Below are 13,297 nucleotides of genomic sequence, written 5' to 3' on the forward strand. Positions count from 1 at the left end.
ATCGACTTAGTGCACTATTGGGGACATGACCGGTTCCCCGCACCCCGCGCAGGCCTTCTGGCGTGCCGGTGGGCTGTGTTGTCGCTGCTGTTGATCACCCGCTCCGATCCAGCACCGACAACCCCGAGGAACCTCCGATGACCCAGCTCGCCGTCCTGCCCCTGCTCGAGGTCGTGCGCGACCACGCCGCCGACCCCGACCTCCTCCACCTCCTCGACCACGACCCGTTCGAGCGGTCGTGGATCCGTCTGCTCACCACCGACGACTACGAGCTCTGGCTGATCTCCTGGCCCGCCGGCGCCGCCACCGACTGGCACGACCACGGCTCGTCGTCCGGCGCTTTCACCGTCCTCGAGGGCCGGCTCACCGAGCACACCTTCGACGGCGGCCTGCAGCTGGTCGACCTCGGCGTCGGCGACGGCAAGGCGTTCGGGGCGGGGTACGCGCACGACGTACGCAATGCCACCGAGCGGCCGGCGCTGTCCCTGCACGCCTACTCGCCGCGGCTCACCACGATGACCCGGTTCCGGTTCCGCGGCGACCGGCTCGAGGCGCTCGGCGTCGAGCGCGCGGGGGAGGAGTGGTGAGCACCCTCGCCCCCGTTCGGTACGACGGGATCGACGCCATGCTCGCTGCCGCCCGCTCCCGGCTCGACCGGATCACCGCCCGCGCCGCCTTCCAGGAGCTGATCGCCCTCGGCGCGGTGCTCGTCGACATCCGCCCGGCCGCCCAGCGCGCCCGGGAGGGCGAGGTCGCCCGCTGGCTCCCGGCCCTCGTGGTCGAGCGCAACGTGCTCGAGTGGCGCTTCGACCCGCGCAGCGACGCGCGGCTCCCGGAGGCGTCGTACGACCGCCGGGTGATCGTGCTGTGCCAGGAGGGCTACACCTCGTCGCTGGCCGCCGACTCCCTGCGGCAGCTGGGGATCCACCGGGCCACCGACGTGGTCGGCGGCTTCGCGGCCTGGCGGGGCGCCGGGATGCCGGTCGCGGGCCTCGCCGCGTGACACGCTGAGTACGCTCGGAGACATGGCATACGAGGTCGAGAAGACGGACGAGGAGTGGCGCGCCGAGCTCACTCCCGAGGAGTACCAGGTGCTCCGCCAGGCCGGCACCGAGCGGGCCTTCACCGGCGAGTACACCGACACCGAGACCACCGGTGTCTACCGCTGCAAGGCCTGCCAGGCCAAGCTGTTCGAGTCCGACACGAAGTTCCACTCCGGCTGCGGCTGGCCGAGCTTCTACCAGCCGATCAGCGACACGATCGAGTACCTCGAGGACGACTCCCACGGCATGAAGCGGGTCGAGGTGCGCTGCGCCAACTGCGGCTCGCACCTCGGCCACGTCTTCCCCGACGGGTACGGCACGCCCACCGGCGACCGCTACTGCATCAACTCGATCAGCCTCAGCCTGGAGCCCGCCGACGGGGCCTGACCCCGCATAGGGTCGTGCCATGGCGAAGACCCCGGCGGCGATGGTCCAGGCAGGCGACCGTGAGGTCCGGGTGTCGAGCCCGGACCGGGTGATCTACGAGGCCACCGAGCGCACGCCCGAGGTCACCAAGCTGATGGTGGCCGAGTACGTCGTCGCGGTCGGCGACGGCCTGATGCGGGCCCTGGGCGAGCGACCCACGGCGCTCGAGCGGTGGCCGTCGGGGGTCCGGGAGGGCTTCCGGCTGGCGACCGGGCCGCGCGACAACGACGCCGAAGGCTTCTACCAGAAGCGCGTCCCGAAGGGCGCGCCCGACTACCTCGAGGCCGTCGAGATCACCTTTCCCTCGGGCCGCACCGCCGAGGAGATCTGCCCGACCGAGATCGCGGTGCCGGTCTGGTGCGCCCAGATGGGCACGCTCACCTTCCATCCCTGGCCGGTCCGGCGGCCCGACGTCGACCACCCCGACGAGCTGCGCATCGACTTCGACCCCCAGCCCGGCACCACCTTCGCCGACGCCGTCCGGGTCGCGGGCGTGGCGCGCGAGCTGCTCGAGGAGCTCGGCATGGTGGGCCACCCGAAGACCTCCGGCAACCGCGGCGTGCACGTCTACGTGCGGATCGAGCCGCGCTGGGAGTTCACCGACGTGCGGCACGCCGCCATCGCCTTCGGCCGCGAGCTCGCCCGCCGCGACGACCAGGTCACCACTGCCTGGTGGAAGGAGGAGCGGGGGGAGCGGATCTTCATCGACTACAACCAGAACAACCGCGACCGCACCATCGCCTCGGCGTACTCCCTGCGGCCCCAGCCCGGCGCCCCCGTCTCCACGCCGATGACGTGGTCGGAGCTCGCCGGCGTGACCGACCCCCGGGACTTCAACCTCTTCACCGTCCCGACCGGATGGCCGACGGCGACCCCTGGGCGGGCATCGACGACAGGTCGTACTCACTCCAGCCGCTGCTCGACCTGTGGGACCAGCAGGTCGCCGACGGCGAGGGCGAGCTCAACTACCCGCCGGACTACCCCAAGATGCCGGGCGAGCCGCCCCGGGTGCAGCCGAGCAAGAAGGTCGCCGAGCACTGGGACGAGCAGGGCAACCGGGTCGAGGGGACCTGACCCAGGACCTCGCAGCGTCGATCCGTCGGTCCGCTACTGGCGGACGGTGTCGCGGCCGGGGCCGGGTTTGAGCTTGTCCTTGCCCTTGCCACCGATCAGCCTGTCGTTGCCCTTGCCGCCCTTCAGGAGGTCGCGGCCGGGTCCGCCCTTGAGTACGTCGTTGCCCTTGCCGCCGACGAGGAGGTCGTTGCCGGGTCCGCCGACGAGCTTGTCGTTGCCGGGGCCGCCGTAGAGGCAGTCGTTTCCGCCCTTGCCTTTGAGGACGTCGTTGCCCTTGCCGCCGATCAGGATGTCGGCGTAGGGGGTCCCGACCAGTTTGTCCTTGCCCGCGGTGCCCCGGATCACGAGTGCCTCGACGCCGCGGCAGATGCCGGTCTCGGCCGTCTTGAACCGCTGGATCCGGCGGTTGCCCGCGTCTGCGACGTAGAGGTAGCCCAGCCGGTCGACCGCGACCCCCTCAGGTTCGTCGAACTGTCCGGGGCCACTGCCGCTGGTTCCCCACGAGGCGAGATGCTGACCGTCCGCGGTGAGCTTCTGGATACGCCCGTTGCCGTAGTCGCTGACGTAGACGTCGCCGTCGATGTCGACGGTGACCCCGAACGGCTCGGCGAACTGTCCGGGTCCGGTGCCACCGCCGCCCCAGACTCCGACCGGCTGACCGAGAGTGGTGAACTTGTGGATCCGGCTGTTGTCCCAGTCGGCGATGTAGAGGTTGTTGCCCTTCGGGTCGACGGCGATCCCGCTCGCTCCAGCGACGACCCATGAGGTCAGGTACTGGCCGTCGGCGGTGAACTTCTGGACCCGATCGTTGTTGGTGTCGGCGACGTAGACGTTGCCGTTCGCGTCGGCGGCGATGCCGCGGGCCGACTCGAACTGTCCGGGGCCGGTGCCGTTGGCTCCCCAGGACGTGATGAGCTGGCCGTCGGTGGTGAATTTCTGGACGCGATGATTGCCCAGCTCGGTGACGTAGACGTTGTGGGCGTCGTCCACGACCACCCCTATCGGGCTGGCGAACTGTCCGGGGCCGGTGCCATTGGTTCCCCAGGAGGTGATGAGCTGACCGCTGGCGGTGAATTTCTGGACGCGATGATTGCCCGGGTCGGTGACGTAGACGTTCTGGGCGTCGTCCACCGCCACCCCCACGGGACCGGCGAACTGTCCGGGGCCGGTGCCCTCGGTCCCCCAGGCGCCGACGAGCGGCGGGGGCGTCTCGGCGCCGCGGGCTGCGGGCGAGGTCACGATGGAGCCCGAGGCGAGCCCGATCCCGAGCGCGGCCAGCGCCGCGGCCATGCGCCGGCCGGTTCTCTTGTACGGTCCCATCGGGTTCCCCCTCGTGCGTCGGCTGGTGGGGCACCCTACGGATGTCGTTTCCGCTCCTCTTCGGGGGAGCAGGCGTGTGGGAGCCACCCAGGGGCAACTGAAGCGCAGCGGTAGACCCCGTGGAAGAGCACGGGCGGGGTCCGAACAAGGTCCGTACGCCCGGCGCTACCCCTCCTCGTGCTCGAGCAGGTGCAGGATCGGCACGCCGAGCTTGCGGCGGGCGCGCGAGGTCCAGTCGACGTGGAAGAACTCCGCGACCAGGTGCGGCCGGGTGAGGATGATCGCCTCCCGGCCGTCGACCTCCCGGACCTTGCCGATGAGGGCGTCGACCGGCGGCTCCGTCACGATCGCGACACCGCCGATGATCGCGCCCGCGGCCACGAGCATCTCGCGGGTCGTCGCCAGGTCGCGGTCGGCCTGGTCGCGGTACTCCGAGCGCAGCCGCTCGATCTCGTCGGGCGACGGGGTGATCGGTGGGGCGATCAGGTCGGCGCCCCCGATGACCCCGAGGGAGGCCTCGACCGCGGCCGCCGCGTCGGCCATCGGCAGCAGCACGTGGTAGCGGACCTCGATCGTCGGATCGTCGTCCAGCTCCTGGTGCAGGCCGCGCACCTGGGCGGCATCGGCGGCGGTCAGTGCCTGCTCGACGAGCAGGACGACGTCGTACGGTTCCTCGCTGGGCGCGGTGCTCATGCCCCAGTCCTACACCCCCAGTGATCCGTCGAGATAGTCGAGGTAGACGAGGGCGGCCAGCACCCGGCGGTTGGTCCCGGGGGCGTGCTCGATCCGGAACTTCTGGAAGATCGTGGTCAGGTACGCCTCGACGGTGCGCTCGGACAGGGCGAGGGCGGCGCCGATGCCGCGGTTGGAGTACCCGTTCGCGAGCAGGGCGAGGACGTCCGCCTCCCGCGCGGAGAGCGCGGCGACCAGGTCGGCGGCGTCGGACCGGGCGAGGTCGGGGGAGTCTGCGGTCGCGGTCATGGCCGTCCCAGCACACCGTGCCCGGGCGCGGTGCGGAAGCGTTCGGCGAGGGTCCGAACAGGGTCCGTACAGCCCGAGCGCCCGGGATCGGTTGCCTGATCGCGCCGGGCACGATGCGATAGGCCCCGTGTACGACGCCGCGCCCGACCCGACCCGGATCGCCACCCGGACCGACCTCGCCGAGGCGCTGACGGCGGCTCGCCAGCGCGCTCGGATGACGGTCCGGGAGGTCGCCCGGGCGGCCGAGGTCCCCACCGGCACCGTCGGCGGATACTTCAGCGGCCGGCACCTGCCGAACCTGACCCACCTCGGGCCCTTCCAGGCGGTGCTGACCGCGCTGGGCATCGAGGACCACCAGTCGTGGCAGGAGGCGATCGAGCGGCTGCGCTGGACGCCGTCGCTGCGCGCGGCCGGCCAGGACGCGCCGTACAAGGGCCTGGACAGTTACCAGCCCGAGGACGCCGCCTGGTTCTTCGGCCGCGACGACCTCACCACGGAGATCGTCGGGGCACTCGGCAGCCGGATCGCGACGGGCGGCACGGTCGCCGTGGTCGGCCCGTCCGGCTCCGGCAAGTCCTCGGTGCTGCGAGCCGGCGTGATCCCCGCGGTCATGGGCGGCGGGCTTCCGGGGAAATGGCGGTTCGTCCTGGTCACGCCCGGCGATCGCCCGGCCCTGGCGCGCGCGCTGGCCGGCGGCGGGCAGGTCCTCGTGGTCGTCGACCAGCTCGAGGAGCTGTTCACCCTGTGCCGCGACGAGGCGGAGCGGCACGCCTTCGTCGACCTGCTGACCACGCCGCCGCCGGGGGTCCTGGTCGTGCTCGGCCTGCGGGCCGACTTCTACGCCGCCGCGGCCCGGGTCCCCGCGCTGGTGCCGGTGCTGCAGGACGCGCAGGTCGTGGTCGGGCCGATGAGCCCCGACCAGCTGCGCCAGGCGGTGACCGCGCCCGCCCGGCAGGCCGGCGTGACGCTCGACCCCGACCTGGTCGTCCGGCTGCTCGGCGACGTCGCCCCGCGCCAGCACGACCTCGGCGCGCACGACCCGGGAGCCCTCCCGCTGCTCTCGCACGCGCTGCGGGCGACCTGGGAGCGCAGTCGGCGCAGTCAGGTCACCCTGGCCGACTACGAGGCGGCCGGCGGGATCAGCGGCGCGGTGGCCCAGTCGGCGGACGAGATCCACGACGGGCTCACCCCGGAGGAGAAGGGCGTCGCCCGCTCGCTCTTCCTCCGGCTGACCGCCGACGAGGGCGGGTTCACGGTACGACGGCGGGTGGGCTGGGACGAGCTGGTCGACCCGCAGGCCGACGACGACCTCGCGGCCGAGGTGCTCGAGCGCTTCGTCGCCGCCCGGCTGGTCACCGCCGACGCCGACACCGTCGAGGTCAGCCACGAGGCGCTGCTCACCGCCTGGCCGCGGATCCAGAAGTGGATCGACCGCGACCGCGAGGGGCTGCGGCTGCACCGGCAGCTGACCGACTCCTCGCAGGCGTGGGAGCAGGCCGGCCGCGACCCGGGCATCCTGTGGCGCGGCGCGCGGCTGGAGGCCGCGAGGACCTGGGCCGCGGACCCGGACCGGCCGAAGTCGCTCAACGCCCTCGAGCGGGAGTTCCTGGCCGCCAGCCAGGCGGCGACCGAGGCCGAGGCGGCCGGCCTGCTGCGGCGTACCCGCCGGCTCCAGCAGCTCCTCGTCGCCGTCGCCGTGCTCGCCGTGCTGGCCCTCGGCGCCACCCTGCTCGCCGTGATCAGCCGGGGCCACGCCAACGACGCGGCCCGCGCCGCAGAGCGCGAGCGGGCCGCCGCCGAGTCCCGTCAGGTCGCGATCCAGGCGCGGGCGCTCACCACGGTCGACCCGGCGCTCGCCCAGCAGCTGGCGCTGGCGAGCTACCGGATCGCGCCCACCGTCGAGGCCCGCTCCGTCCTGCTCGACGTCTCCACCCGGGCGCCGGTGACCCGGATCGCCGTCCCCACCGGGCCCGCGTCGCTGGCGATCTCCGGCGACGGCACCCTGATCGCCACCGGCAACGTGGACGGGCGGCTGCGCCTGTTCGCCGTCCGCCCGGACGGGTCGACCCCCGAGCTCGGCTCGGTCGTCGTCGACGCCGAGGAGCAGCTGTACGGCGTCGCGATCAGCCCCGACGACCGGCTGGTCGCGATCGGGGGCACCGGCGACAGCGTGCGGCTGGTCGACATCGGCGACCCGGCGAGTCCGCGGCTGCTGGACCAGGCGCTGGAGGCGCCCGGCGTCGAGGGCATGCGGTTCAGCCCCGACGGCAGCCAGCTGGTCGCGAGCACCAAGGACGACATCGCCTACCGCTGGCGGCTGGCCCCGGACGGCACCGCCACCGCGCTCGGCCCGATCAGCGGGTTCGGCGGCTACCTGCACTGGTCCGACTTCAGCCCCGACGGCACCCTGATCGCCACCTCGAGCAGCGACGGGCTGGTCCGGCTCTGGGACGCCACCGCGCCCCAGGCCACGGACCGTCCGGCCCACCAGGTCTCCGTCGGCATCCTGGGTCCGGGCGGCACGACCGCGAACGCCGTACCCGCCGTCGACTTCAGCCCCGACGGGCGGACCCTCGCCGTCGGCGCCAAGGACGGCATGGTGCACCTGTTCCGGGTCGGCCCGGACGGGCTGCGGCCGGACGGCGAGCCGTTCGGCGACTTCGACGCCCAGATCAACCACGTCGAGTTCAGCGCCGACGGGACCGAGATCGGCGCCGGCAGCTCGGACGCGACGGTGCGCGTCTTCGACCTCGCCACCCGCACCGAGGTCGCGCTGCTCGACAACACCACCCCCGTCACCTCGCTGTTCTACGTCGGCGACAGCCACCAGGTGCTGTTCGGCTCGCCCGACGGCTACCTCCGGCTGTGGCGCCGCCCGGGCCCGTCGCTCCCGCCGGTGGACGGCACCATCGGCACCCTCGACCACGCCGCCGCCGGCCGCCGGCTCCTGGTCGGGTACGGCGGCGGCGCGCAGGTCTGGGACGTCGCGGACCGGGAGGCGCCGGTGCTGCTGGGCGGCATCGCCTCGCCCGACGAGGAGGTCCTGCTCAACAGCCGCGCCGACCTGAGCGACGACGGCAGCCTGGTCGCGATCGGCACCGGGACCGGCGAGGTGCAGCTGTGGGCCGTCGCGGAGCCCGCGGCGGCCCACCTGCTGGCCCGGTTCACCGCCTCGGACACGCTCATCCAGAGCGTCGCCTGGGCGCCCGGGAACACCCTGCTCGCGGTCGCCGGCGACGACGCGACGCTCACCCTGTGGGATGTCGCCGACCCCGGCTCACCCCGGCTGCTGGCCACCCTGGCCGACGCCGCCGACCGGGTCCTCGACGTCGCCTTCGGCCCCGACGGCGCGACCCTGATCGCCGCGAGCGGCGACCGGTCGGCGTACCTCTATGACGTCCGAGCGCCGGCCGCGCCGCGGCTGACCGCCGAGATCGACGACTTCGAGAACTTCGTGCACGCGATCGGGTTCGCGCCCGACGGCCGGACCGTCGCGATCGGCAGCGACGACGAGACCATCCGCCTCTACGACCTGCGCGACCCCGCCGACCCGCGCCGGATCGGCCGGCCGCTGCGGGGGCCGCACGGGTACGTCAACTCCGTCGCGTTCACCCGCGACGGGCGGAGCGTGGCCGCGGCCGCGGACGGCGCCGTGTGGCTGTGGGACGTGACCGAGCCGGCCACGCCGACCCTCACCGCGACCCTGCGGCCGGGACCCGGCTCGGTGCAGGCGGTCGCCGCGTCGCCGGTGGCCGACGTCCTCATCGCGGGCGGGGGAGGGGCGATCGGATACGTGTGGGACACCGACCCGGTCGCCGTCGCCGTACGGCTGTGCGGGTACGCCGGCACGCCGTTGACGACGGCCGAGTGGGAGCGCTACGTGCCGGGACTGAAGTTCGCCGCGCCGTGCGCGGTCTGAGCCGCGACGGGCCGGTGCGGGCCACCCCGCCACGAACAGTAGGGGTACCCCTGTATCGCTCGCCCCCGAAAGGTGTCACGCTCGGGGAGCCGGACCGGTCGCTGGTGCCGACCGGTCGTCCAGACCTGCACGAGGAGGGCTTCGGGTGCCCGACACTCGAACCGACCGCAGACCGGAGACGGCGCCGCCGGGCGCCGTGGTCCCGGTCCCACGCGCCCCGGACCGCGCCGACCGCGTGGTGCTGCCGGGCCGCGCGCCCCGGCCCGCGGTGCGCCGCGAGGTCGTCGGCACGCCGATCGCGCCCGGCCTCGTCCGGGACCGGCTGAACCGGGTCTTCGCCGCGTTCGCCGAGCACCGGATCAGCGCCGTCGTGGCGCCGACCGGCACGGGGAAGACGACGGCACTGGCGCACTGGGCCCGCGACGCCGGCCTCGACGTGGCCTGGCTGCGTGTGGCGTCCCGGCCCGAGGACCCCCTCGACGCGACGGTGCGGGGACTCGCCGGCGCGCTCCACGTCCTCGACCCGAGCCGGCCACGGGCCGGCGACCGGGACACGCTGATCACCCGGTTCGCGCAGTACGACGGCACGCCGTACGTCATCGTCGACGACTTCCACCACCTCGACACCCCCGAGGTCGCCGCCCTGGTCGACGACCTCCTCGACGCGAGCACCGCCCGGGTCGTGGTGGCCGCCCGACGCGAGCCGGGCCTGCACCTGGCCCGCTCGGAGTTCCCCAGCCTGCTCGTCGGCCCGGAGGACCTGCGGCTGCGCACCCCCGAGATCGAGCGGCTGTTCGCAGACGTCTACCAGGAGCCGTTGAGCGGGTACGACGCCTGGTCGCTCGCCCAGCGGACCGACGGACTCGCCGCGGCGGTGCACCTGTTCCACCAGGCCACGCGCAACGCCGGCCCGGCCGCGCGCCGCGAGGCGCTGCACCACGTCGGCGCCCAGGTCGACCTCGCCATGGCGTCGGTCGTGGCCGAGGCCCTCGGCGAGCACACCTCCGCGGACGTGGAGCTGCTCCGGCTCGCCTCGCCGCTCGAGGTGCTCACCCCGGGACGGTGCGCCGACCTGACCGGGAGGCCGTGCGGCGGCACCCTGCGCGATCTCGCCCGCCACGGCACGCTGCGCCCGGTCGCCGGCGGCTACGTCCTGCCCAAGGTGATCCGGCGTCATCTGCTCGAGGAGCTGCGCGACGTCCTGGGGGAGGGCCCCTTCGTCGAGCACGTGCGCCGCTGCGCCCGCGCGAACCTCGCGGACGGCCGGCCCGCGGCCGCCGTCCGGGCGTTCGTGCTGGCCGGGGACCTGGCCGCCGCCGAGGCGGTGCTCGCCACCGACGGCGCCGACGTCCTGCTCGACCCCGACCTGTCCTGGGCCGACGCCTGGGGCCTGTGCGAGCGCTGGTCCCGCCGGGCCCGGGCGGTCCGCGGCGTGCGGGAGGGCCGCTTCGAGGACGCCGCGCGCGAGCTCGCCGAGGGCGGCGGGGCCGTCGCGGACCCGGCCACGCCGCAGCTCCCCGACGGCAGCGCCCGGCTCGTCGCTCGGCTGCAGCACGTGCTGCGGGTGTGGACCGCCGGCGACGTCCAGCCCGGCGACTGCTGGTTCGAGCAGCTCCGGGCCGTCCTCCGCAGCCCGGACCCGGCGCGCGGTGGCCGCAGGGCCGACGGCCAGGTGCTGCACGCGGTGGCCGCGGCCGTCGCGGGCGACCTGGTCACCGCCCGGCAGCTGTGCGGCGACGGGTCCGAGGGGCGCAGCGGCCTGGTGCTGCGGCTGCTCGACACCCTCCTGGACCCCGACGCGTCCCGGGCCGACCGGCTGGTCGACGAGGCCGAGCGGGCCGGGGTGCCCTGGCTGGTGCGGGTCGCCGGCGGGCTGGCCGACCCGGCGTCCGTCGACCGCCGGATCCGCGAGGCCGACGCCACCGCCGACCCCTGGGGCGCCCTCCTCCTCGCCGGCGTCCGGGTGCTGCGCGGACTGGTCGCGCAGCGCGACGCCGTGGCGGAGTGCGAGGACCTCGCCGGCCGCTGCCGGGCGCTCGACGTACCCGCCCTCGAGGCGTGGGCGCGCACCGCTCTCGCGGTGGCCTCCGCCCGCGCGGACCTCCCCGAGGCGCTGCGCGACGCCGAGATGGCCGTGGCGTTCGCCCACTCCGCACAGGTGCCCGGGGCGCTGGCCGCCGCCTGGGGCGTGCTGGGCACGCTGCGCGACGACGCCGGCCTCGTGGCGGACGCCGCCGCGCAGGCCGCCGCGGCCGGCTTCGACCTCGCCCCCTGGGACGGGCTCCGCGCCGGCGCCGTACCGCGGCCGGCGGTCGTGGCGGAGGAGCGGGTCGCGCCGCTGGAGGTGCGCTGCTTCGGCGGCTTCTCGGTCCGGGTCGACGGCGCTGTCCCCACCTTCCGCGGCGTCCGGCCCCGGGCGCGCGAGCTGCTGCGGATGCTCGCCCTGGACGCCGGCAGCCAGGTCCACCGCGAGCTGATCATCGACGCGCTGTGGCCGCAGCTCGACTACGGCTCCGGCACCCACAACCTGCACGTGTCGATCTCGAGCCTGCGCACCGCCCTGGAGCCCGGCGTCGGCCGCGGCGCCAGCCGGTTCCTGGTGCGCGACGGCGACCGCTACGCGCTGCTGCTGCCGCCCGGCTCCACCGCCGACCTCGTCGACTTCACCCACCACGTCCGGGTCGCCGAGGAGAGCCGCGCCGCGGGCGAGTCCGACGCCGCGGTCGCGGCGCTGGAGCGCGCCCTGGAGCTGTACGCCGGCGACGTGCTCCCCGAGGACGGGCCCGCCGAGTGGGCGGTGGCCGTGCGCGACCGCTTCAAGGTGCGCGCCTGCGAGGCCGCCGCGCTGCTCGGCGACCTGCACCTCCACGCCGGCCGCCCCGAGGAGGCCGCCGCCGCCCTCCAGCGCAGCCTGGAGATCGAGCCCTGCCGCGACGCGTCCTGGCGGCTGCTGATCCGCGCCTACGAGGCCACCGGCGACCTCGCCGCCGCCGAGCGCGCCTGGCGCGCCTACCGCGCCGTGCTCGCCTCCCTCGGTGTCGTCGGCGAAAGCGCTGAGTTGCTCCGCTCGCGGAGTCGGTGAGGGTGCGGGAATCGCCGCTTCAGTGGCGATTCCCTCACTTCTTGCCCGTTGCAACGGGCAAGAAGTGCCAGTTTCACCGCTGAAGTGGTGATTCCTACAGCGCCCCCACCACCTGCCCCGTCGCTACTGGGGCGCGGGGACGGACAGCTCGCCGCCGACCAGCGTGGAGACGTCGCAGGTCGCGGCGGGGGGTGCGTCGGGCGGGGTGCCCGGCGTACGGCAGGTGACGCGCAGCGCGATCTCCTCGGTGGCCACGACGGGGGAGACGAAGTGGAAGTCCAGGTCGCGGAAGTTCTCCAGGGCGACGTCCATCTGGACCACCCCGTCGACGACCAGCTGGGCACGCCCGAAGTCGCCCTGCGGGTTGCTCAGCACGACGTCGCTCACCCGGAAGACGCCGTCGGAGGTGAGGGGGAAGGTGTCCGCATCGGACCCGCCGGTGATCACGTGGAGCCGCCGGGTCTCGTTGGTGACCAGCTGGCGCGGCGGCGGGTCCTGGCCGGCGACCTCGTCGGCCCGGTCGGCCGACCTCTGGGCGTCGGTGGCGGCGCCGTTGGCCGCCTCGGCGTTCTTCGCCGCCTCGCCGGCCGCCTGCTCGGCGGCCGCGGCCGCCTCCTCCGCGGCCTCCCGGGCCTGGGACTCGATGACCGGCTTGAGCACGGTGAACCACAGCAGCACCAGGGCGGTCAGCAGCGCGAGCAGGCCCAGGAGCAGCCAGATCAGCCACTTCGGGATCACCGGGGTCTGGACGTAGGTGCCGTCGAGCTCGACGGGCGTGCTGTGCTCCGGGGCGACCTCGACGACGAACGGGTGGGTCACCGGCTGGCCGCGCCAGATCCGGCGCCGGGCCCGGGCCCGGACCTTGGCGAAGTGCGCCTCGCCGGGTGGGATGGCGAGGCCGGTGGGGTCGACCCGGAACCGCAGCTTCTCGCCGTCGGAGTGGGCGCGCACGAGCACGTTGACCGGCACGTTGCCCCGGTTGTCGATCGCGACCTGGTGGCGGCCGCGCCGGCCCTGGGAGGTGCGCGGCACGAGCTCGGCGGTGGTCTCCAGGTACGGCAGGATCTCGATCGTGCCCTCGGGTACGACGGCCTCGGCCGGGTTGTCCCGGGGCGTCACCACGACGCCGAACCGCTGCTCGCCTGCGGGTGTCGCCGCCGAGCGGGGCGGCTTGAACGTCACGGTCGCCGTCGTCGTGGTGCCCGGGTACAGCGACACCTGGGCGGGCTCGACGGTCGCCCAGGCGCCCGGGGAGCCGACCACGGTGATGTCGTACCCCTCGACCACGGAGCCGTTGTTCCTGATCTGGATCGGGATCACGGCTTCGGCGCCCGGGTCGAGCCGGATGGTGGGGGAGTCGAGGCTGGCAGTCGTCGTCACCCTTGCGACGCTAGGGCCGCGACGCGCCCGTCCCGAGGGCGGACGGGTGGACTTCCGGGCAACCGGCCCTGC

9 protein-coding genes and 1 pseudogene are annotated in these 13,297 nt (G+C 74.4%); 6 read left to right on the forward strand and 4 right to left on the reverse strand.

All coding sequences use genetic code 11. The features are described 5' to 3' along the window. Nucleotides 1–137: 137 nt before the first annotated feature. The 4 genes and pseudogenes from FIV44_RS22475 to ligD form a co-directional block, all read left to right on the forward strand. On the forward strand, nt 138–587 hold the full coding sequence (locus FIV44_RS22475; RefSeq protein WP_141006387.1) for a cysteine dioxygenase: 450 nt from the start codon (nt 138–140) through the stop codon (nt 585–587). After that, nucleotides 584–1,003 (forward strand): rhodanese-like domain-containing protein, encoded by a 420-nt coding sequence (locus FIV44_RS22480; RefSeq protein WP_246086561.1) that lies wholly within the window; start codon nt 584–586, stop codon nt 1,001–1,003. The genes FIV44_RS22475 and FIV44_RS22480 overlap by 4 nt, the downstream gene beginning before the upstream one ends. Nucleotides 1,004–1,025: 22 nt before the next feature. Next, nucleotides 1,026–1,430 carry a peptide-methionine (R)-S-oxide reductase MsrB gene (gene msrB, locus FIV44_RS22485; RefSeq protein WP_141006388.1) on the forward strand — a complete coding sequence of 135 codons (405 nt, stop codon included), beginning with the start codon at nt 1,026–1,028 and terminating at the stop codon, nt 1,428–1,430. Between the two features lie 172 nt (nt 1,431–1,602). Then, a pseudogene (gene ligD, locus FIV44_RS34175) lies at nt 1,603–2,265 on the forward strand (non-homologous end-joining DNA ligase LigD); the annotation flags it as partial. Between the two features lie 311 nt (nt 2,266–2,576). On the opposite strand, the gene FIV44_RS22495 reads toward ligD, so the two are convergent. The 3 genes from FIV44_RS22495 to FIV44_RS30780 all read right to left on the reverse strand — a co-directional run bounded on the left by FIV44_RS22495 (nt 2,577) and on the right by FIV44_RS30780 (nt 4,844). Beyond that, on the reverse strand, nt 2,577–3,863 hold the full coding sequence (locus tag FIV44_RS22495; RefSeq protein WP_141006389.1) for a hypothetical protein: 1,287 nt from the start codon (nt 3,861–3,863) through the stop codon (nt 2,577–2,579). Between the two features lie 165 nt (nt 3,864–4,028). Continuing rightward, entirely contained in the window at nt 4,029–4,556 is a 528-nt protein-coding gene (locus tag FIV44_RS22500; RefSeq protein WP_141006390.1) for a hypothetical protein, read from the reverse strand. A 9-nt stretch (nt 4,557–4,565) separates the two neighbouring features. Continuing rightward, nucleotides 4,566–4,844, reverse strand: a complete 279-nt coding sequence (locus tag FIV44_RS30780; protein ID WP_181410763.1) for a LuxR C-terminal-related transcriptional regulator — start codon at nt 4,842–4,844, stop codon at nt 4,566–4,568. Nucleotides 4,845–4,971: 127 nt separating this feature from the next. Between FIV44_RS30780 and FIV44_RS22510 the strand changes: the two genes are divergently transcribed. Then, a complete protein-coding gene (locus FIV44_RS22510) occupies nt 4,972–8,763 on the forward strand; it encodes an nSTAND1 domain-containing NTPase (RefSeq protein ID WP_181410764.1) in 3,792 nt (1,263 codons plus the stop codon). A gap of 145 nt (nt 8,764–8,908) precedes the next feature. Further along, nucleotides 8,909–11,845 carry an AfsR/SARP family transcriptional regulator gene (locus FIV44_RS22515; protein ID WP_141006393.1) on the forward strand — a complete coding sequence of 979 codons (2,937 nt, stop codon included), beginning with the start codon at nt 8,909–8,911 and terminating at the stop codon, nt 11,843–11,845. Between the two features lie 123 nt (nt 11,846–11,968). Here the strand turns inward: FIV44_RS22515 and FIV44_RS22520 are convergent, their stop codons facing one another. Continuing rightward, on the reverse strand, nt 11,969–13,225 hold the full coding sequence (locus FIV44_RS22520) for a COG1470 family protein (protein ID WP_141006394.1): 1,257 nt from the start codon (nt 13,223–13,225) through the stop codon (nt 11,969–11,971). Nucleotides 13,226–13,297: the final 72 nt, after the last annotated feature.

It is taken from the genome of Nocardioides humi (genome assembly GCF_006494775.1).
In the GTDB taxonomy this organism is placed as follows: Bacteria; Actinomycetota; Actinomycetes; order Propionibacteriales; family Nocardioidaceae; genus Nocardioides; species Nocardioides humi.